This is a genomic window from Enterobacter nematophilus (assembly GCF_026344075.1).
In the GTDB taxonomy this organism is placed as follows: Bacteria; Pseudomonadota; Gammaproteobacteria; order Enterobacterales; family Enterobacteriaceae; genus Enterobacter; species Enterobacter nematophilus.
On sequence record NZ_JAPKNE010000001.1, the window covers coordinates 1,398,088 to 1,417,583 of the forward strand.

Sequence of the window (19,496 nt, forward strand, 5' to 3'; positions counted from 1 at the left end):
GGCGACCAGTGTAAGAAGCTTTTATTACAATTTTATAACACAGTGACGGAAGGATGGGGGCATCCGTGCCCCGGATAACGAGGTGGAACGCTTAGAACTCGTAGCCAACCGAGACCTTAAAGGTACGCGGCTCGCCCTGAGTGATGTAGGTACCGGAATCGTCCACGCTGGCCCAGTAGTTTTCGTTGGTCACGTTGTCGATACCCGCGCGCACGGTCATCTGGTTTGCGTTGTGGTTCACCGCGAAGCGATAGCGCATGCCCAGATCCAGCGTGGTGTAGCTGTCGAGCTTTTTGGTGTTCGCCAGATCGGCATACTGCGTGCCGGAATGGTTTACGCGCGCGGTCGCCGTCAGGCCTTCAACCGGCTTGATGTCGTACTCCGCGCCCAGCACGGCGTAGAAGTTCGGAATGCCGATCGCATCGTTGCCCTGGTTCACGCCGTTTTTGGTTTTGGTCAGCTCCGCCTGCAGCCAGGTGGCGCTGGCGTTCAGGCGCATCCCGAGCATCGGCTCGCCGAAGACGTTCAGCTCCACGCCACGGTTACGCTGCTCTGCATCCAGGCCGTAGTGATTGTTAGCATCGAGGATCGCCGAGGGCATTTTGATCTCAAACAGCGCCAGCGAGCCGCCCACGCGCCCGAAGTCCGCCTTCACGCCCACTTCGTTCTGCTTAGAGTGAACGATGCCGGTGCTCTGGCCGTAGTTGGTGGCGGTGTTAGGTGCGGTTTTGCCCGGCTGCAGCGCTTCGGTGTGGTTGGCGTAGAGGGAAATTTCCTCCCACGGTTTGTAGACCACGCCGTAGGTTGGCATCCAGCGGCTGCCGTCGAAACCGTCCGCGTCGTTCTCCGCGCCGGTAATTTTGTTATACCCGCGAACGACCACTTTCTGATGGCGCGCGCCTGCGGTGAACAGCAGCTTGTCGTCAAGCACGCCCAGCGTGTCGCTCAGCAGCCAGCCCTGGGTGCGGGTGCGCCCGCTGGTCAGCGGATCGCTGTATTTACCGCCGGAGCCGTTGAAGTTGGTGCTGTCCGGCATATCAACGCCGGTGTTGTGGTAGATGTTGGTGGTCGGGTTATCCTTCGTCGCCGACATTTTCCACGCGATTTTTTCGTTTTTGGTCATCGCGGAGTACCCGACGTTCACCTTGTGCGAAACGAAGCCGGTGTTGAAGTTGCCGCGAATGCCCGCCATGCCGCTGACGGAATCGCTGATGCGGTTGGTATCCAGACGGCTGACCGTCGCCTTGCCGCTCTTGTCCACCAGCTTCGGCGCGCTGTAGATCCCTTCTTCATGCGCGTGCTGCGCCCCCAGGCCGGTATAGGCCGTCCAGCTATCGGTGATGTCGTACTCGCTGCGCCACATCCCGAACTCGTTTTCGATATCGCTGTAGGCCCACTTCTGCGAGAAGTTACGATCGTTTTTCGGCGGTTCAGGCACAAAATCCACCGCCGAGATGTTGACGCTGGTCGGGCTGCCGTGGAAGGTTTTTTTCTGGTAGCCCAGGTCCAGCGAGGTGCGGAAGCGGTCGCCTTTGTAGTCCAGGCCGGTGGAGAGCAGCGTGGTGCGGCGGCGATCGTTCGGTACGCCGGTTTCCCCTTCACGATGTACGAGGTTCACGCGCGCGCCGAACTGGTCGCTATCGCCAAAGCGACGGCCCGCATCCAGCGTGGTGCCAATCTGCGAATCCGAGGTGTAGTCGACGCCCACTTTCGCCTGCGGGGTGTCGCCCGCGTGTTTTGGCTCAAGGTTGATCATCCCGCCCACGCCGGAGCTTGCCGCGCCGTTCATCAGCGAGTTAGCCCCTTTGAAGATCTCAATGCGGTCGACCATCTGGGCATCCACTACCTGACGCGGCAGCACGCCGGACAGGCCGCCAAAGGTCATGTCGTCGCCGTCAAACTTCAGGCCGCGAATGCGGAAGGTTTCCGCGCTGTTGCCGTACCCCTGAACGAACTGCACGCCCGCGTCGTTGGCGACCACGTCAGCAATGGTTTTCGCCTGCTGATCTTCCACCAGCTTTGAGGTGTAGCTGATGATGTTGAACGGCACGTCCATGGCGTTCTGCTGGCCGAGCATCCCCATGCGTCCGCCGTTCGCCACCTGCCCGTCAAGGAAGGCCGGCACCAGCTGGTCGCCGCCGGGTTTGAAGTCGCCGGCAGGTGCAGACTGCACAACGATGGTGTCTTCTTTTTTATCCTCCGCCGCCCAGGCGGAATGTGTAACCGCGCCAATGGCGAGCGCCAGCAGCGTTTTGTGCATTTTGGTGTTGTTCATCGTTAACTCGTTTGAAAGTGCGCGCAAAAATGACCCGTTGACGGGCCTTAGAATGTATTGGTTGCAATGCAAATGAGAACTATACGCATTATCTATGCGTTAGCAAGTGTAACCGCGCATTTCTGGTTGAGGAAAGCGGTTGAGCGAAGAAAGTCGGAAGGGTGGCGTCGCGTGAGGTGATGAAGAACGACCCCCTCGCGTGGGGGTGGTCGTCATGACATTATTTTTTCTTGTAACTGTCAGCCGTGCCGTGAATTTTGTTGTTGGTATTACTCAGGTCAGCATCAGGACATCAGCGCCCTGTTTGACTGACGGATAACAAAATGATTGATTTATAGACATGCCGCCCGGAAAATCCATATAAATAACATGGATTAACAGGACGTTTGATGCTCAGACTCTACACACTGTGGGAACTTGAACGGGAAGTGTCGCCCGATGAGTTCCAACATATTCTGACCCCGGAAGCTGCACTTAAAAAGTCAGCATACTGCTATGACCTTGACTACAGGAACTACACGTCACCACCAATAAACGAGGCTCCCAGACCGCTAGATGGACTTAACAACAAACCCTATCAGCGAACGGGCTACGATCCGATTTATGATGATCTGGAAATAAACCTGATGGAGGGTTGGATTATCGGCCTTGATACCGATGAACCTTGGGACGAAACAGTAAACCCTTTCCACATCAGCGCTGATGGTGAACTGATTTTTGATAACGCAGATCCGTTCTGCTGGGTTGTCAGTGATTTTCAGCGTGCATTCCGGCTCGCCATCAGCAACCAGAACGGCAGGAAACCTGCTGCAACTGAAAAGTTTCAATCTTCCGGAGAACCCGTGCAGTACGCACAGGTGGCGAAAACCATCAACACCAAAGCTGCAGGGCGACTGCTTGCGGCTGGCGGTATTTACAACGGCAACATTGAGGGATTCAGGCAGACAGCCGAACAGTTGGGAGGCGATGCCCCAGCGGGCTACGATCAAGTGATGGATAACAAAGGATTACTGATTACCGCTGCATCAGTAGCCGCTGGGCTAACGATGGGAAAAATTAACGTTGCTGGCGAGCCAGAAGAATTATCGTCGTTAAGCAAAATTCCAACGTTTGAATCTCCTGTTCTAAAGGGGTTTACCTCGGAGTCAGGAGCATTGCTAAATGCCGAACATGCCGTTGTGGATTACAGAAAACTAGCGACTTACTCTTTAGATGTTAACCACCCAGTCGGAGGGCATAAGGCCAGAGTATTCGAGTCTGCGCTGGGTTATAACCCGACAAATTCAGACGTGCTAGGGAGTCGAGTCCAGGAGGGTATATTAACCGCCCCCGCTAAAGTTTTGGAGGCAAACCAGCACGGGCAGCGAATGGCCGTAGATATGCCAATATTAGGCGCCAACGGTGAGACAGTGATAGTACGTAGCGGTTGGATATATGAACCTGATGCCGTCGTTCCACGCATGACGACGATTTTTGTTAAGTGAGATGCAGGACATGAGAAGAGAAGAGTTTGAAGTCGTTGTATTAGCGGAAGATTTGCCGGATGAAGGGTTAACTAAAGGCATGGTCGGTGCCATAGTATTCATACATGAAAAACCATATCTGGCCTACATGGTTGAATTTGTAGATGATGAAGGGCGAACTATTGCGATGCCAGATCTTTTACCTGAGCAAGTAACGGATTACATCCCGCCAGAATGATTGCAGTAGAGCTAATTCACCATAACCACACGGGAAAGATGACAATCATGCCTTTCCCGCTTATCAGGCCATAAACGGTCTGTCTATACATTCCAGTGTGCCGCTGTCCGTTCTTCAAGAAATGGGCGGCTGTGAGTCGATAGAAATGGTCCGTCGCTATGCTCACCTGGCACCGAACCATTTAAGCAAACACGCACGGAAAATTGATGCCATTTTTGGCAACCATGACACAAATACGACACAAGGAGAAATCAGGCTGGGTTGAAACTGGCGTAAGTGCCTGTTTTTAAATGGCACGCCCTGTAGGATTCGAACCTACGACCTACGGCTTAGAAGGCCGTTGCTCTATCCAACTGAGCTAAGGGCGCACTGAGAAGAGTGAACTTCGCGGTGGTGAAACGCGAAGAATTATACGGTCAATGGCAGGTGAGTCAATGCCTTTTCCGTTTTCGGGGGCAATAACCGCTAGCCGATTGTAAATACGGCTATTTTCTCAACATTTCTCGCTGTTTCACCGTAAAATTTAGCGCTGCGAAAAGGCTTAGTTGCATTTAAGTAACGCCTGCTGTTTTCCTGTTCGTCGGCTCGTCACACTAGAGCGAGGTTTCCCGGCCGCCTGGAGGCTGACAGACAACAGGACAATGGAGTGACAGCGCAAAACCCGTTCGATACGCCCCCCCGGTTACAGTTTATTTCTCAGGACATCGTCGGCATCAAACTGGAGCCTGTCGTCGCCCTCACCTCTCAGCGTCAGGTTGGCGTGGAGGTGCTTAGCATTCTGTCCGAACCGCAGCACAGCGAGGATTTTTTCCGCCATCAATCGGCAGGCTGGTCAATGACGCTGCTCGAAGCGCAGCTTGCCGCACTAAAAAAGACGCCGCACGGTAATAACCTTTTTATTAATCTGCCGATAACCGTTCTGACAGAGCCAGCGTCTTTTCAGCGGCTCATCAATCTGAAAAACACGCCGCTGAATATCGAGATTGTTGAGCTCTCTGCCTTTCTGGCGTTCTCTGCCGCACAGAAGCAGCGCGTCATTCAAAACCTGTCGAAACTCCGGGAACAGGGGCACAGTATATGGCTGGATGACATCGACGAATCTGTCATTCAGCCGTTTTTATTTTGTCGATTACCGTTGAACGGCATCAAAATTGATAAGGGCGCATTCTGGCGTTTACGCGCCACGCCCGCGCTGAGGCAGCTGGTTTCACGTTGCTTTCAGCTGGCCGGGAGCGTACTCATCGAAGGTATTGAGACTGAACGCGATCGCACCTGGGCACTGCAGGCAGGCGCAGATCTCGGCCAGGGATATTACTGGCCGTCCTGGACATGGCCGGAGGATTAAAGAGCCATTTCCAGGAGGGAGACCATGCGAATGACAGTGCGCCGTTACCGGCGGCGGCGTACAGGAAGTGATGCACTGGGATTTACGCGCTCACCTTTTGCTCCCCCCTTTTTCGACCGGCTCGAGTTTTTGAGCCAGTCCATCAGCCAGCCCCGAAAAACCGACGCTCCGTTTATCATTCTGGTCACGGAGGATCATTTTCTGCGCACCGGCTTTCTTAACGGGCAGTTTCCCCTGAGCAGCTGTTGCGACTATACCTCGCTGGATGATGCCCTCGGCGCTCAGGCCCAATGGCCTTCAGCGCGTCTGGTGGTGGATGTTGAAAGCCGTTCCACCGGGCTGATCGATCAGTTGGATCAGTTAAGAAGGCATAGCCTGTATCCCCCCTTCCTCACGCCGTGGCTACTGGTCCGGGCTGATAATTATGATACCCGCCTCTTCTGCAAAGCGGCGGGGCCTTTTCACGTGCTGGAACGTCAGATGAACGCGGCAGGGCTTCAGCACAGCCTGATGGATACCCGCCCCCCGCAGGGGTCCGACAAAGACTGGTTTTCCCGCAACGAATGGCCCATTTTGCAGGAGCTTGCCCGCGGTAAGACGCTACGTCAGATCGCCCTTCTGCAGAATCGCCCCTATAGCCGCATTATCTACCGTCTGAGCTGCATCCTGCTTAAGCTGGGGCTGAGCCATCGCCAGGAATTGTTACACCTTCTTAATAACCTTTCAGACTGCACGTTCTAACTTACTCACTAACCTCTTATTTCCTAAAGCGGTTTAGGAATTTACTTACCACTCATGTTATTGAATGGTTAAATTTTAACAATGTATTCGATTTTATAACTATTCCTAATTTCTGGCTCGGAACCATGTGAAATGTCACAGAATGAATCAAAGGCAGCACTTTCCTCCATCCGTTAAGTGAATGCAGAAGGCGTTAATAAGATGATAATGATGTAAAAACAAGCAGCTTCGCTTCACGCTCCAGGAGCGGAAAGCAAAGTGGGTAGCATGTTCTCCTGCGCGATGATGGCGTGACGTTGATGCGCCTTAAGCACTTTCAGATGAAGGTTTGACACCTTGCGAGGGCACTTTTTCGCCTCTTTTACCCTGGCTCGCCCTACGAACTGACGCCCTCTTTCGTTAACAAACACGCAACATAAAGAGACATCTGTTATTTTTTGTTATTACATAAAGATGAAAAGATGCGGTAAATGGGATAACAGGATATTTCCGCTAAATTTAAAAACATAGCCATTCAGATCCAGAAGATAATACAAACCAATAAGCGGAGATTAATTTACAGGGTTTTCGGAAAAAACTTACTCTGTATAATAAGATGCGTACCAAATCTGAATAAGAAAAATCTATTTGCCAACACCAGCCAAATGAGATGACCGCGCTGAGGCACTGTTCTTTTCATTACGTAAACAAGGATGCTTTCGCTCTTTCCAGGGAAATACTACGGTATAGGGACTGCACTTTATATCCTTCCGGCATTTCGAGAGTTTTACAAAACTCTGCATAACGCTTTTAACAATCTGAGGCATTAAAAATGAAACCGGCATCCGTTATCATTATGGACGAACATCCTATCGTCAGAATGTCGATAGAGGTCCTGCTACAGAAAAATAAAAATATCACAGTCAAGCTTAAGTCTGGCGATAGCCATGAAGTTCTTGACTGCATTCGCAATCATCCTATCGATTTGGTGATCCTTGACATCGAACTCACGGGCACAGACGCCTTCGCTTTACTGAAGAGAATCAGAAACTTAAACAAAGACATCAAGGTTCTGTTCCTCTCCTCTAAATCAGAGTTATTTTACGCGGGTCGTGCTATTCGCGCCGGGGCCAACGGCTTCGTCAGTAAACGAAAAGATTTGGGTGAGATCTACAACGCCGTAGAGATGATTTTGATGGGCTATTCTTTTTTCCCGTCTGAAACGCTGAATTTTATTAACCATATGGGTTCGGGAAAAGGGATGGCAGTGGATATGCCATTATCGAATCGCGAGGTCACGGTATTACGTTATCTGGCGAATGGATTATCCAATAAGGAGATTGCTGAGCAGTTACTGTTAAGCAATAAGACCATTAGTGCGCATAAATCCAATATTTATTCCAAGCTTGGCGTACAAAGCATCGTGGAATTAATAGATTACGCCAAAGCGCACGAGCTGCTATAACCTGAATTCACTCCCTGCAGTTTATCCGAGCTGCAGGGAGTGCGGTCAGTGCTAATTATAATTAATCATGAAGGTGGCATCCGCATCAGCCCGTCCGGGCTGAGGGTTATCGGCCGTGGCAATATAATTGGCATAAAATGACAGAGTCGCATTCCCCTGTGCATCAACCGTGACCGGCTGGCTGGCCTGCTGAAGCGCCAGACGCGTTTTATCCGCATCCCTGATCTCGACGGCGACGTGGCTCGCTGTACTGGCGTCATTCAGCGCCAGCAGCCCGCTATTGCTCCCGTCGGCCTTACCCGAGAACGTAATGGACGCCGCCCCGGGCGGACAGCCGGTCAGCTTCAGCGTGAAGGGCATAGGCTGTGTGCGGCTCCCCGTGGTGTTGAGCTGCTTCGTGGGCCAGGTGCCCAGCGTGACCGTTTTGTCGCTATCGTTACCCTCTGCCACGCAGGTGAAATCGACAATATTGCCGTAGAGCCGAATATTAATTTCGCCCAATGCGGTTTCCGCCTGAGCCTGGGTGCAAAGCGCAAAGAGCGCCACGGTGATAAAACGGATCCCGTTTCGCATGTCTGCTCCTTAGTCGTAATCCACGCGCAAATATCCGCGCGAGGTAAAGCGCCCTTCCGCTGGCTTGTTGCCCGTCACGCTCACCGGCCAGACCCGGATCCCCACCTGCGCCTGCGCGCTGTCGTCCAGGCGGAACGGAATTTTGCTCGTCAGGTTGTTAGGCGTGAGCGGCGCACCGCTCTCGTTGGCAATGATGAACCCCACATCCGGGTTATCCGACACCAGCGCATTATCGGAGACCTTTTCAGCCTCGACGCGCATTGTCAGCATGGCGTTTGCCTCCACGTTGGTGCATTTAATCGCGATGGTTTTACTCTGCGATGAGACCCCCTCCGGCTTGTTACCCACGCCCGCCTTGCTGAACAGGGAGGCGCCAATGTCGCCGAAATCAAATTCAACCACATTGCCGGCGTTGATGGCGCAGCTCTGCGGCACCTGAATGGTTCCGCTATAGCTGATGGTGTAGACCGGCGTGGTCAACGGATCGGAGGAGGTGGTGGTGACGTAAACCCGGAACATAGTGGCACGCGGGATCACCACCATATTGATAAAGCGTCGGGTCACCTTAAGACGGAAAACAAGGCTGGAATCCTGCACGCCAAACGGTTGGTTTTTTGAAACGTTAGGATGGCTCCCCATCTGGATATAGTTTTTGGGTGGATAAAACGCGCCGGCATAGCTGTCCGTGATCTTCATCGCCCCGTCCAGATAGTCGTTAAGCTTCAGATACTGATAGCCATCGCTGGTCCCGGTGATCGGGTAATCCGTCACGTAGCTGCGCTTGGTGGTATTCCCGACGGTGCCCTTCGGGCAGACGGCGTTTACCCCCACCCACTGCGATTTCTCGCTGAGGGTGACAACCTGCCCGACCTGGTTATTCGAGCTGTTGAATTTATCCGTCAGGTCGTAATGCACCTCCGTCGGCACGCCCTTTTCATTGACGCACACGGTGGCTAACGCGTTTGTCGCGGGCAGGAGTGCCAGAAGCGACAGGGCAAAGATATGGATTTTAATCACAGCGGATCCCCTTAAGTGTGATCGCCTGTTGCAGGCTCTTTTCAGGCAAGCTGTAAGGCGCACGGCACTGGGACTGCGCCCCGTTACCCCACTGGACCAGCAGTTCGCCCTCCAGCGGCAGCCCACTCAGGTAAATTTGCCCGTCATCCCCCACCATGCTGGTCACCCCGCTCTGGGTTTCGCGCACCACGGCGCCGAACGGCACCGGCTGGTTGCCGCGCGTTACCGTCAGCAGGGCGCGCACGCCAATGCGGGTATCAAAGCTGGCGCGGACCAGCGCGCCTTTGGTCGGCACCACGCTGCTCACGTTGTTTTCGATATCGGTGTTGTTGCTCATGGTATTGGTATCCAGCGCCACGCGGTTGTAGCGGTAGACGGTGGCATACGGCATGACCGCGTAGCCTCGCCAGTCGGTCTTCACGCCGGTCTGGTTTTCCACGCTGACGCCTGATGCCCCCGGCGCCTTAATCAGCACGTTGGTATCGCCCAGCGGCTGGCTGAAGGTCACGCCGTCGGCATGGCCAACCACCCCGCCGGAGAGCTGCCAGTTGAGATCGTGCTGATCGCGGGAATAGTTGTAGCCCACGCCCAGCGTGCCGTAGGTCGCCTGCCAGTTGGCGCTGGCGCTTCCGCTTGAGCCGTTGGTGCTGGCGTGTCCCTGGGTCACGCTGTAGTTCAGGTTGCGGTCCTCAAGCAGCGTGCCGCTGACGCCGGTTTGCCAACTGGTGTCGCCATCGCTGTTTCGGCTGGCGGAAGCGGTGGCATAGGCGCGATCGATCGCGCTGTCCCGGCGATAGCCCTGGCGGGTAAAGAGGCTAAACGGCACGGAGACGTTAAACGACGCGATCCGGTCGGTACCGTCGATCCCGACGGATTTGTTCCACGACCATGACAGGGAGTAGTTGACCCCCTTCACGCCCCCCGCGTAGCCCAGCTGATACCAGAGGTTCGTTTCGTCCGTCCCCCAGTAGGTTTGCTCGCTCCCGGAGATATAGACCGAGCCGTAATCCCCCAGCGACTGGGAAATGTTGAGCTGGAAGCGGCCTTTTTTATTCCACGTCAGGTTGTGATAGCTCTGCACGTCCGGCACATCGTTATCGTCCTGGCTATCGGCATACTGGTAGCCCTCCATTGAGCGCCAGGCCACGTCGTCCAGGGTGTAAAACCCCTTCGTTGAGTAGCGGTAGCCCAGCAGCTGGAAGTTGGTGCCAAATCCGTTCAGCGATTTTGCATAGAGAAAACGCAGGGACTGACCTTCATGCTTGCTGTCGTCCGCGAGCTGGCTGCGGGCGTGGGTGATATCGACGGAGACTGCGCCCCAGTCACCGAGGTTTTTCCCGGCACCGACGGCCACTGCGGTATAGCGTGACGCCAGCTGGGTGCCGCCATAAAGCGTAAAGCCGTTGGCAAGCCCGGTAATCAGGGTGCCCTGAGCGAAGAACGGTGTATCCTGGTCGCTGTTACCGCTGCGGTAGTCCCCCGCCACGAGGTCATATTTCCAGCGCCCTTCACGCTGCAGGAGCGGCACGGTGGAGTACGGCACGGTGTAACGCTGCTGGCTGCCGTCTTTCTCTTCCACCGTGACGTCCAGGTCACCGCTGGAGGAGGTCGGGTTAAGATCGGTGATGGCGAACGCGCCGGGCTGGACGTAGCTTTGATAGATAACGTAGCCGTTCTGGCGAACCACCACTTTGGCAGGCGTACGGGCAATACCGCGCACGGTCGGCGCGTAGCCCTGCAGGCTGTCGGGGTACATGCTGTCAGACGAATAGAGCCGCCCGCCGCGAAAACCGACGCTGTCGAAAACGTCATTTCCTGTGTTGCTGTCGCCGAGCACCAGCTCACTTTTCAGCGGGATAACGGTGCGCTGCGCCCAGGTGCCAATATTCTGCCACTCGCTGCGCCGCTTGCCGTTATTTTGCGTGTAGCGCCATGCGCCGTTGTTGCGTAAACGCCAGGCACCATAGTTCAGCCCGCTCTGCAGGTTCAGGTAATAGCTGTCGTCTTCGCTTCCTCGGTTGCCCGTGAAGCTGTAGTTCACCAGCGCGGCGGGAATGCCTTCATCCCACTGTTCAGGCGGAATATAGCCGCGCGCGCTGTTCTGCATCGCCACCTGCGGCAGGCTGACGTTCAGGCGCTGTGAGGCAAAGTTAAATACCGTTTCGCTGCCGGGAATGGCCGTGGTCAACGGAACGCAAGTTTCACCCTGCACCTTCGCCAGCTCGGGAAATGCGGCAACGTTGACGCCAAAGCGATCGAGCATCGCGCGCGTAATGCACGGCGACAGGCCGCCCGCCACCGGCGGCGTGTTCTCGGCCTGTTCAAAACGCACGTCCTGGGTGCCGATAAACTCATCGTTACGCCAGATATCCACGCGATAGATGCCGGGTGCCTGCTGGTGCCCCTGTTCAAAACGCGACAAATCCGCCACGCTGGCGGTGTCGTCGGACAAGAAGGCCGGGTTGAAGTAGCTTTCGCTCCAGCCGGCCTGCGGCCAGAGCGCGGCCATCAGCGCCAGCGCAACCGGGCAGTAACGTCCCTGGTGGTTTTTCATCGCCCTGACTCTGCTCACAGGTTGACGCTGCGCGCCGGTGTAATGGCGCCGTAGTCATTCACGCTCTGCCAGGAGAGCGTACCGCTGGCCCCGGCGGGCAGCACCTGCTGAGCCGAGTTTTTCGGCGCCACCATCAGGTTTTCCAGCGTCTGACCGCCCAGCTTCAGGTTGACCAGAGTGATGTAATACGGCGAGGCGTTGCTGACTTTGAGATGGTTCCCCACGCGCTCAAAACGCAGCTGGGAAAGCGCCTCATCCGGCTGCATCGCCAGGTTATTCGGGCGCACAAAGAGCTTGATGCGCGAAAGGATCGCCAGCTGCAGCACGTTATTGTTTTCTGTTTTCGCTTTGTTCACTGACGGGATCGCCTTCACGTTCATGTAAAAGAGCGATTCGCGATCGGCGGGCAGCGCCGGACCGGCGTAAATAATACGCAGCGTGTTTTCGCTGTCCGGCTCGCTAACAAACAGCGGTGGCGTGACGGCAAAGGTTTTTTCCTTTTGCCCGCTGGCATTTTCGATCCACGCGTTAATTAAATAGCGTTCTTGTTTATTGCTGTTGGTGATCGCCAGCGACGTTTGCTTCGCATCCGCCGGGTAAATAACGCGCGTGGCCCCCAGCGCAATACCGCCGGAAGCATTCGCGCATGCGGAAACCATCATTAAAATAAACGATAAAAGCAGTCCTGGTTTAATTAGCATATTCATCAAAACCGTACCTTTAATAATGTGTTCGCAGGTGTTATGGATAAATCAACGTAAACCAGACATCCGACTGAATATTGCCTGGCACGAGGTGTTCGGAAATAGCGCGATAGCGGGCGCTAAAATGAAATGCGAGCTCGCTGGTATTCACGGGCAACCAGCTTACGGCCGTCGCATTCGGGATAATCTGACGCTGCTGCTCATCAAAAAGCGCCAGCCCTACGCCGCTGCTGACAGGCGTTTCACCTGGCCGCGATGTCGCCAGAAAAACCTGCGGATCTTCCGCGGGCGTCACGCCCTGAAACTGGATCCCCACGATGCGCGAGACATCCACGCTGCAGTCCAGCAGCCGCACGGTGAACGGCACATTAACCGTTGAAAAGCTGCCCACACCGGAAAATGAATTGGTTCGGTACTGCCCCATGTCGATGCGCATATTCTGGCTGTCGGGCGCCACGGCGCAGCCGCCATTTACCAGCTCCCCCCGAAGATGCACCTTGCCGCCTTCGATCACCACGGTATGCGCCGATGCCGGGCAGGCCATCGCAAGGGTTAACAGCAGTAGTGTTCCAGTCCTTGTCATCCTTCGTTCCTGGCAGTAGCGTATGACGGGCCTCGTCCCTGAGGCCTGAACATCCCTGTGCGAGGGTATTATTCGTATTTCATTACGAAGGTGGCGTCAGCGTTCGCCTGGCCTGGCTCGGTGGTCGCAGCCGTTGATTTGTAACGCGCGGTGAATTGCAGGGTGTTAGTCCCTTTAATCAGGTCTTTCGCGGCAGAGAAGGTGGCACCGTCCGGGGTCAGCACGCTGGATTTGCTGTCGAGGATCTCGATACCCACGCCTTTCGCGGTGTTGTCGTTGTTACCGGACGTCACGGCCAGCAGGGTTTTGTCGGTCGCGTCGATCTGGCCGGTGAAAGCAACGGCAGCGGTTTTAGCAACCAGCGGATCGCAGTCATTCAGTTCAATGTTGAACGGAATATTAGAGGTGGTGTCGCCCACTTTGGTGAATTTCGCGGTACGATACTGACCGAGATTAACCGTCTGCTCGGAAGAATCGGTATTTACTGAACAAGCAGCATTAACCAGTTCACCTTTAAAATGCACGGTACCGCCATTTACGGTAACCGGCGTAACTGGGTCGGCTGCATTAGCGGCACCCGCGACCAGGGCCAGTGTTGCAATAACAGAAGAAGCAATGTTGCTGAGTTTCATGTCTATTCCTTTAAAATGTAAATAACCCTTCCCGCGAAAAATCGGGAATAAGAAATACGTTCAATTGCGTAATTGAAAACTTATTTCGGAGGAGACAAAGTAGCTCAGGAAGCAATTTTTAAATATGTCAAAACACTGCCATTTCGCCAGGTCACATCCTAATACCGCCTAAGAAATTGACCATCACTTAAGAAGGGTTTTTGCCCCTCACGGATGAAAACTCGTAAAGGGTGACTGACAGCGGGGCTCGCTTCTGACAAAATACAGGCCATCCCCCCTTTCAAACGTTACAGACGGAATCTTCTCTCTGATGGCAGCAAAGATTATTGACGGTAAAACGATTGCGCAGCAGGTGCGCTCTGAGGTCGCGGAAAAAGTGAAGGCGCGTAAAGCGGCCGGAAAGCGCGCTCCAGGGCTGGCCGTTGTGCTGGTTGGCAGCAACCCGGCATCGCAGATTTATGTCGGCAGCAAACGCAAAGCGTGTGAAGAGGTGGGGTTCGTCTCCCGCTCTTACGATTTGCCGGAAACCACCAGCGAAGCGGAACTGCTGGAACTTATTGACACCCTGAATGCCGATAAAGAGATCGACGGCATTCTGGTTCAGCTGCCGCTGCCTGCGGGCATCGACAACGTGAAGGTGCTGGAGCGCATCGCGCCGGATAAAGACGTCGACGGTTTCCATCCGTACAACGTGGGCCGCCTGTGCCAGCGCGCGCCGCGTCTGCGCCCGTGCACCCCGCGCGGCATCGTGACGCTGCTGGAGCGTTATAACATCGACACCTACGGCCTGAACGCCGTGGTCATCGGTGCGTCCAACATCGTGGGCCGTCCGATGAGCATGGAGCTGCTGCTGGCAGGCTGCACCACCACCGTGACCCACCGCTTCACCAAAAACCTGCGTCACCACGTTGAAAACGCCGATCTGCTGATCGTCGCGGTCGGCAAGCCGGGCTTTATTCCGGGCGAGTGGATTAAAGAGGGCGCGATTGTCGTGGACGTCGGGATTAACCGTCTGGAAAACGGCAAAGTGGTCGGCGACGTGGTGTACGAAGATGCGGCGGCTCGCGCCTCTTACATCACGCCAGTACCGGGCGGCGTTGGCCCGATGACCGTCGCAACCCTGATTCAGAATACTTTGCAGGCATGCGAAGAGTACCACGATGTAGAGGAAGCATAAGATGGCCACATTTTCATTAGGCAAACACCCGCACGTTGAGCTGTGCGATCTGCTCAAGCTGGAAGGCTGGAGCGAAAGCGGCGCGCAGGCGAAAATCGTTATCGCCGACGGGCAGGTGAAAGTAGATGGCGTAGTGGAAACCCGCAAGCGCTGCAAGATTGTCGCCGGCCAGACCGTGAGCTTTGAAGGGCAGAGCGTGACCGTGACGGCCTGAGTTTCCCCTCACCCTAACCCTCTCCCCAACGGGGAGAGGGGATCAAAAATCCCCTCATATCCATCACGGTTAATTATCGATCAACTTCAAATAATCACGATCCCCTCTGGGTGAAACGTGAAAATTATGTTGCACGTTTTTCAGACTTTCCCCACGATAAGTAGAACGTTCTACTAAAACGTTCTACTTACAATAACAGCGCCAAAAAAAGCGCTACTCGGGGGAAATCAGCATGAGTCTGATATCAGGGTTTGTTAAATCGCTGTCTAAGTTATCGATGATTGGTCGCGCCTTAATGCTGCCAATTTCACTGCTTCCCGCTGCGGGCCTGCTGCTGGCCTTCGGCGATAAGTTCCACCTGCCGCTGATGATGAACGCCGGCGGGGTTATCTTTGATAACCTGCCGATGCTGTTTGCCATCGGCTCCGCCGTGGGTCTGGCGTCCGAGTCCGGCATCGCGGCGCTCTCGGCGGCAGTCTCGGTGTTTGTCACTAACATCACCATCAGCACCGTGTTAAGCATTACGCCGGAAATGGCTTCGCAGGGCGGAAAATACGCCATGGTGGTCGGCATCCCGACGCTGCAGATGGGTGTCTTTGGCGGGCTTATCTGCGGGATCCTCGCGGCCTGGTGCTATAACCGCTTCCACACCATGCAGCTGCCGGAATTCCTCGGCTTCTTCTCAGGGAAGCGCTTTGTGGCAATCGCCACGGCGTTCCTCTCATTCCTGATGGGGCTGCTGCTGCCGTACGTCTGGCAGCATATTCAGGCCGGTATCGACGCGCTCTCCGTGATCGTAAACGGTGATAACCAGGCGGCATCGACCTTTATCTTCGGGCTGGTGGAGCGCGCGCTGATCCCGCTCGGCCTGCACCATATCTGGTATCCGTCCTTCTGGTATTCGTTCGGGGATTACACCACCCAGGCGGGCCAGGTGATCCACGGCGACCAGACCATCTGGTTCAAGATGCTGGAAGAGGGCGTGAAATCCTTCAGCAGCGACACCTACCAGAATGCCGGTAAGTTCATGCAGGGCGAGTTCCCGCTGATGCTGTTCGCGCTGCCCGCGGCGTGCCTTGCGATGTACCACGAAGCGCACACGAAGAATAAGAAAATCGCGGCCGGTATTCTCTTCTCCGCTGCCCTCACCTGCTTCCTGACGGGGATCACCGAGCCGGTAGAGTTCACCTTTATCTTCGTGGCGCCAATTCTGTACGTCTTCAACGCCATCATGGCCGGCCTGGCGTACATGACCATGTACCTGCTGCACGCGCATATCGCCAAATCGTTCTCGGCGGGCTTTATCGACTACCTGTCGTTCGGGATCCTGCCGTCGTTTAACGGCTATCAGACCAACTTCCTGAGCGCCATTATCATCGGCATTCCGATGGCGCTGATTTACTACTTCACGTTCCGCTTCGTGATCCGTCGCTTCGACGTGAAAACGCCGGGCCGTACGGAAGTGACCGCCAGCGCGAATGACAAGTCCGATTCCGAACTTGCTACCGAAATCATCGGCCTGCTGGGCGGCGCGCAGAACATTGACTCCGTCGGCTCCTGCATCACCCGCCTGCGTCTGGAAGTGGCGAAGAGCGATGCGGTGGACAGGGACGGACTGAACGGGCTCGGCGCCCGCGGCGTGGTCTTCGTCGGCGACAACGGGATCCAGGTGATTTTCGGTGCCAGAGCACAGTTTATCGCCCAGACCATGTCCACCATGATCGGCAAATAATAAGATGCCTGAGCGACACGTCTCCTGTACGCTGGGAGCCGTGTCTTATCCGGCTGATAATCGGTACATTTCAGGGAGCGGTTTTGAAGAAAGTCAGCATCATTGATGTCGCAAAGCACGCGGGCGTCTCGGTCTCTACCGTCTCGCTGGTGCTACGTCAGAAAGGGAAAATCTCAGAGGCGACGATCGAGAAGGTCAATGCCGCCATCACGACGCTGGGCTATGTTCATAACGTTGCCGCTGCCAACCTCCGCGCCAACACCTCCAATCTTATCGGCCTGATCCTGCGCGACTTCAGCGACAGCTTTTCCATCAAGGTGATGGCGAGCATCGTTCAGGAGCTGGAGAAGCAGGGTTATATGGTTTTTCTCGGCCAGCCGCTGAACGACCGGGAACATCTGGAACGCACCCTGCTGTCGTTTAAGCAGCAGGGCGTCGCGGGCGTTATTTATCTCGCATCTGACACCCGTAACGCCGCTTTACCGGAGCAGATCCGCCAGTGCCCGCTGCCGCTGGTAGCGGTCTCGCAGTCTCTGCTGGATGAAAAATGCAATCTGGTAATGCGCGATAACCGTCAGGCGGCGAACCTTGCCGCACGCTATCTTATCGAGCGCGGACACCGCACGATCGCCTACATTGGCGGACGCGAGGGCTGTCTTATCCGCGAGCAGCGCCTGCTCGGCTTTCGCAGCGCGATGACGCAAAACGGGCTGGTCTGGCGCGATGATTATTCACCGGCCTGCCGCGACGACACCCAGGCCGCCGCGATGGCAACGCGCCAGCTGCTGGAGAAAAACAGCTCTATCACCGCCCTGCTCTGCCATTCGCCGGATGCGATGATTGGCTCCATTTCAGGCATTCATCAGGTGGGCCGCACCGTGGGGAAAGACGTCTTCTTAACCCAGCAGGTGGCGCTGATCGGTTTTGAAGATATGCTGCACGTCAACCTCACCTCCCCTTCCTTCACCTACGTCTCCTCGGCCAGCGATGAAACCGGGCGACAGGCGGCGGGGCTGATTATCCGCAAGCTGAAGGAGCCGGATCTGCAAACCCAGCGCATTACGCTGTCCGGGCAGCTTATCGCGCGCGAGTCGGCGTAAAATCAGAATTTGACACAGGTCTGCTGCAGCGGATTCGCTGCTATATTGCCATGATTTGCCATGGATAATTGCAATGCCTACCGTTATCACTCACGCTGCTGTCCCTCTTTGCCTGGGCTTAGGTCTGGGAACGAAAGTCATCCCTCCTCGCCTGCTGTTTGCCGGTATCGTGCTCGCCATGCTGCCGGACGCCGACGTGCTGGCGTTCAAATTCGGCGTCGCCTACGGGAATATTTTCGGCCACCGCGGCTTTACCCATTCGCTGCTGTTTGCCTTTGTTGTGCCGATACTGTGCGTGCTGACTGGACGACGATGGTTCCGGGCCAGCCTGACGCGCTGCTGGCTGTTCTTAACAGTGTCACTGCTGTCGCACAGCCTGCTGGACTCGATTACAACGGGCGGGAAAGGCGTCGGCTGGCTGTGGCCGTGGTCGGATGAACGCTTCTTCGCGCCGTGGCAGGTGATCAAGGTCGCGCCGTTTGCGCTGTCGCGCTACGCCACGCCGTACGGGCATCAGGTCATTATCTCGGAACTGCTGTGGGTGTGGCTGCCGGGGGTGGTGCTGATGGGGTTGCTGTGGTGGAAACGGAGGTAAAAGCAAAACGGCAACTCAAGTTGCACCCTCTCCCTGTGGGTGTACGGTCCGGGGACATAGTGAACACTTGTTCGGGGACATGGTAGACACTTACAACTGAGGCATAAGAATCCGTTTATGGAGTCGCTTATGCCCTGGGATGCGAGAGATACCATGTCATTACGTACCGAGTTTGTGCTGCTCGCCTCGCAGGACGGGGCGAACATCCGTTTCCTCTGCCGTCAGTACGGCATTTCTCCTGCCACCGGCTACAAGTGGCTTCAGCGCTGGGCTCAGGAAGGCGTATCCGGCCTTCAGGACCGCTCCCGCGCACCTCATCACTCCCCGAACCGCTCGTCAGACGACATCACGGCCCTGCTGCGCATGGCCCATGACCGCCATGAACGCTGGGGAGCCCGCAAGATTAAGCGCTGGCTTGAAGACCAGGGGCACACCATGCCCGCCTTCAGCACCGTCCATCACCTGATGGCCCGTCATGGCCTGCTGCCGGGCGCTTCACCGGGCATTCCGGCCACGGGACGCTTCGAACACGACGCGCCGAACCGCCTCTGGCAGATGGATTTTAAGGGCCACTTTCCCTTTGGCGGTGGCCGCTGCCATCCGCTCACCCTGCTGGACGACCACTCCCGTTTTTCCCTGTGCCTGGCGCCCTGTACCGATGAACGGCGTGAGACCGTGCAGCAGCAGCTGGTCAGCGTGTTTGAGCGCTACGGCCTGCCGGACCGGATGACGATGGACAACGGCTCACCGTGGGGCGACACCACCGGCACCTGGACGGCGCTGGAGCTGTGGCTGATGCGTCACGGTATCCGGGTGGGCCATTCCCGGCCTTATCATCCGCAGACGCAGGGCAAGCTGGAGCGTTTTCACCGCAGCCTGAAGTCGGAAGTGCTGCAGGGAAAATGGTTCGCGGACAGCGGAGAGCTGCAGCGCGCCTTCGACCACTGGCGGACGGTCTACAACCTTGAACGCCCGCACGAGGCGCTGGATATGGCGGTACCGGCCTCGCGGTATCAGCCGTCTGCCCGGCAGTACAGCGGGAGCGTAACGCCGCCGGAATATGATGAAGGGGTGAAGGTCAGGAAAGTGGATGTCAGCGGAAAGCTGAG

The 19,496-nt window shown here is 55.9% G+C and carries 18 protein-coding genes, 1 tRNA gene and 1 pseudogene; 12 read left to right on the plus strand and 8 right to left on the minus strand.

Annotation, left to right across the window (positions count from 1 at the left end; all coding sequences use genetic code 11):
* Window positions 1-91 precede the first annotated feature (91 nt).
* Window positions 92-2,275 carry a TonB-dependent receptor gene (locus tag OSH03_RS06650; protein WP_266178607.1) on the minus strand — a complete coding sequence of 728 codons (2,184 nt, stop codon included), beginning with the start codon at window positions 2,273-2,275 and terminating at the stop codon, window positions 92-94.
* A gap of 389 nt (window positions 2,276-2,664) precedes the next feature.
* Between OSH03_RS06650 and OSH03_RS06655 the strand changes: the two genes are divergently transcribed.
* The 3 genes and pseudogenes from OSH03_RS06655 to OSH03_RS06665 form a co-directional block, all read left to right on the plus strand.
* Window positions 2,665-3,759 carry a DUF6883 domain-containing protein gene (locus OSH03_RS06655; RefSeq protein ID WP_266178608.1) on the plus strand — a complete coding sequence of 365 codons (1,095 nt, stop codon included), beginning with the start codon at window positions 2,665-2,667 and terminating at the stop codon, window positions 3,757-3,759.
* A gap of 10 nt (window positions 3,760-3,769) precedes the next feature.
* A complete protein-coding gene (locus OSH03_RS06660; RefSeq protein WP_265194334.1) occupies window positions 3,770-3,976 on the plus strand; it encodes a DUF4926 domain-containing protein in 207 nt (68 codons plus the stop codon).
* Between the two features lie 85 nt (window positions 3,977-4,061).
* A pseudogene (locus OSH03_RS06665) lies at window positions 4,062-4,252 on the plus strand (integrase); the annotation flags it as partial.
* A gap of 15 nt (window positions 4,253-4,267) precedes the next feature.
* Here OSH03_RS06665 and OSH03_RS06670 read toward each other — a convergent pair.
* Window positions 4,268-4,344: transfer RNA gene (locus OSH03_RS06670), tRNA-Arg, on the minus strand.
* A gap of 278 nt (window positions 4,345-4,622) precedes the next feature.
* Between OSH03_RS06670 and OSH03_RS06675 the strand changes: the two genes are divergently transcribed.
* The 3 genes from OSH03_RS06675 to fimZ all read left to right on the plus strand — a co-directional run bounded on the left by OSH03_RS06675 (window position 4,623) and on the right by fimZ (window position 7,506).
* Window positions 4,623-5,321: an EAL domain-containing protein gene (locus OSH03_RS06675; protein WP_266178609.1), complete on the plus strand. Its 699-nt coding sequence runs from the start codon at window positions 4,623-4,625 to the stop codon at window positions 5,319-5,321.
* Window positions 5,322-5,345: 24 nt separating this feature from the next.
* Complete coding sequence (locus OSH03_RS06680; RefSeq protein ID WP_061098980.1) at window positions 5,346-6,062, plus strand: helix-turn-helix transcriptional regulator; 717 nt, start codon at window positions 5,346-5,348, stop codon at window positions 6,060-6,062.
* 811 nt (window positions 6,063-6,873) lie between these two features.
* Complete coding sequence (gene fimZ, locus OSH03_RS06685) at window positions 6,874-7,506, plus strand: fimbria biosynthesis transcriptional regulator FimZ (protein WP_061098981.1); 633 nt, start codon at window positions 6,874-6,876, stop codon at window positions 7,504-7,506.
* Between the two features lie 51 nt (window positions 7,507-7,557).
* On the opposite strand, the gene sfmF is transcribed toward fimZ, so the two are convergent.
* The 6 genes from sfmF to fimA form a co-directional block, all read right to left on the minus strand.
* Complete coding sequence (sfmF, locus tag OSH03_RS06690; RefSeq protein ID WP_028012231.1) at window positions 7,558-8,079, minus strand: fimbria assembly protein; 522 nt, start codon at window positions 8,077-8,079, stop codon at window positions 7,558-7,560.
* A gap of 9 nt (window positions 8,080-8,088) precedes the next feature.
* Window positions 8,089-9,096 carry a type 1 fimbria D-mannose specific adhesin FimH gene (fimH, locus tag OSH03_RS06695; RefSeq protein WP_061098982.1) on the minus strand — a complete coding sequence of 336 codons (1,008 nt, stop codon included), beginning with the start codon at window positions 9,094-9,096 and terminating at the stop codon, window positions 8,089-8,091.
* Window positions 9,089-11,650 carry a fimbrial biogenesis usher protein gene (locus tag OSH03_RS06700; RefSeq protein WP_266178610.1) on the minus strand — a complete coding sequence of 854 codons (2,562 nt, stop codon included), beginning with the start codon at window positions 11,648-11,650 and terminating at the stop codon, window positions 9,089-9,091. The genes fimH and OSH03_RS06700 overlap by 8 nt, the downstream gene beginning before the upstream one ends.
* Before the next feature lie 14 nt (window positions 11,651-11,664).
* Window positions 11,665-12,357 carry a type 1 fimbria chaperone FimC gene (fimC, locus tag OSH03_RS06705; RefSeq protein WP_219258529.1) on the minus strand — a complete coding sequence of 231 codons (693 nt, stop codon included), beginning with the start codon at window positions 12,355-12,357 and terminating at the stop codon, window positions 11,665-11,667.
* Between the two features lie 34 nt (window positions 12,358-12,391).
* Window positions 12,392-12,937, minus strand: a complete 546-nt coding sequence (gene fimI / locus OSH03_RS06710) for a type 1 fimbrial protein subunit FimI (protein ID WP_028012227.1) — start codon at window positions 12,935-12,937, stop codon at window positions 12,392-12,394.
* A 68-nt stretch (window positions 12,938-13,005) separates the two neighbouring features.
* Complete coding sequence (gene fimA, locus OSH03_RS06715; protein ID WP_028012226.1) at window positions 13,006-13,569, minus strand: type 1 fimbrial major subunit FimA; 564 nt, start codon at window positions 13,567-13,569, stop codon at window positions 13,006-13,008.
* Between the two features lie 310 nt (window positions 13,570-13,879).
* On the opposite strand from fimA, the gene folD reads away from it, so the two are divergent.
* The 6 genes from folD to OSH03_RS06745 form a co-directional block, all read left to right on the plus strand.
* Window positions 13,880-14,746, plus strand: a complete 867-nt coding sequence (folD, locus tag OSH03_RS06720) for a bifunctional methylenetetrahydrofolate dehydrogenase/methenyltetrahydrofolate cyclohydrolase FolD (protein WP_028012225.1) — start codon at window positions 13,880-13,882, stop codon at window positions 14,744-14,746.
* Window position 14,747: 1 nt separating this feature from the next.
* Window positions 14,748-14,960 carry a ribosome-associated protein YbcJ gene (ybcJ, locus tag OSH03_RS06725; protein ID WP_028012224.1) on the plus strand — a complete coding sequence of 71 codons (213 nt, stop codon included), beginning with the start codon at window positions 14,748-14,750 and terminating at the stop codon, window positions 14,958-14,960.
* Window positions 14,961-15,192: 232 nt separating this feature from the next.
* Window positions 15,193-16,692 (plus strand): PTS transporter subunit EIIC, encoded by a 1,500-nt coding sequence (locus OSH03_RS06730; protein WP_028012223.1) that lies wholly within the window; start codon window positions 15,193-15,195, stop codon window positions 16,690-16,692.
* An 83-nt stretch (window positions 16,693-16,775) separates the two neighbouring features.
* Window positions 16,776-17,792, plus strand: a complete 1,017-nt coding sequence (gene malI, locus OSH03_RS06735; RefSeq protein ID WP_266178611.1) for a Mal regulon transcriptional regulator MalI — start codon at window positions 16,776-16,778, stop codon at window positions 17,790-17,792.
* A 73-nt stretch (window positions 17,793-17,865) separates the two neighbouring features.
* Window positions 17,866-18,387, plus strand: a complete 522-nt coding sequence (locus tag OSH03_RS06740; protein WP_266178612.1) for a metal-dependent hydrolase — start codon at window positions 17,866-17,868, stop codon at window positions 18,385-18,387.
* 129 nt (window positions 18,388-18,516) lie between these two features.
* On the plus strand, window positions 18,517-19,496 hold a 980-nt coding region (locus OSH03_RS06745), incomplete at its 3' end, for an IS481 family transposase (RefSeq protein ID WP_420909751.1).

Excerpts from the sequence above, each read along its gene's own strand:
- fimZ (WP_061098981.1), top strand. The coding sequence starts at position 6,874 with ATGAAACCGGCATCCGTTATCATTATGGACGAACATCCTATCGTCAGA.
- fimA (WP_028012226.1), bottom strand. The coding sequence starts at position 13,569 with ATGAAACTCAGCAACATTGCTTCTTCTGTTATTGCAACACTGGCCCTG.
- OSH03_RS06700 (WP_266178610.1), bottom strand. The coding sequence starts at position 11,650 with ATGAAAAACCACCAGGGACGTTACTGCCCGGTTGCGCTGGCGCTGATG.
- OSH03_RS06740 (WP_266178612.1), top strand. The coding sequence starts at position 17,866 with ATGCCTACCGTTATCACTCACGCTGCTGTCCCTCTTTGCCTGGGCTTA.
- OSH03_RS06660 (WP_265194334.1), top strand. The coding sequence starts at position 3,770 with ATGAGAAGAGAAGAGTTTGAAGTCGTTGTATTAGCGGAAGATTTGCCG.
- OSH03_RS06650 (WP_266178607.1), bottom strand. The coding sequence starts at position 2,275 with ATGAACAACACCAAAATGCACAAAACGCTGCTGGCGCTCGCCATTGGC.
- fimI (WP_028012227.1), bottom strand. The coding sequence starts at position 12,937 with ATGACAAGGACTGGAACACTACTGCTGTTAACCCTTGCGATGGCCTGC.
- OSH03_RS06730 (WP_028012223.1), top strand. The coding sequence starts at position 15,193 with ATGAGTCTGATATCAGGGTTTGTTAAATCGCTGTCTAAGTTATCGATG.
- ybcJ (WP_028012224.1), top strand. The coding sequence starts at position 14,748 with ATGGCCACATTTTCATTAGGCAAACACCCGCACGTTGAGCTGTGCGAT.
- sfmF (WP_028012231.1), bottom strand. The coding sequence starts at position 8,079 with ATGCGAAACGGGATCCGTTTTATCACCGTGGCGCTCTTTGCGCTTTGC.
- fimC (WP_219258529.1), bottom strand. The coding sequence starts at position 12,357 with ATGAATATGCTAATTAAACCAGGACTGCTTTTATCGTTTATTTTAATG.
- OSH03_RS06655 (WP_266178608.1), top strand. The coding sequence starts at position 2,665 with ATGCTCAGACTCTACACACTGTGGGAACTTGAACGGGAAGTGTCGCCC.
- OSH03_RS06680 (WP_061098980.1), top strand. The coding sequence starts at position 5,346 with ATGCGAATGACAGTGCGCCGTTACCGGCGGCGGCGTACAGGAAGTGAT.
- folD (WP_028012225.1), top strand. The coding sequence starts at position 13,880 with ATGGCAGCAAAGATTATTGACGGTAAAACGATTGCGCAGCAGGTGCGC.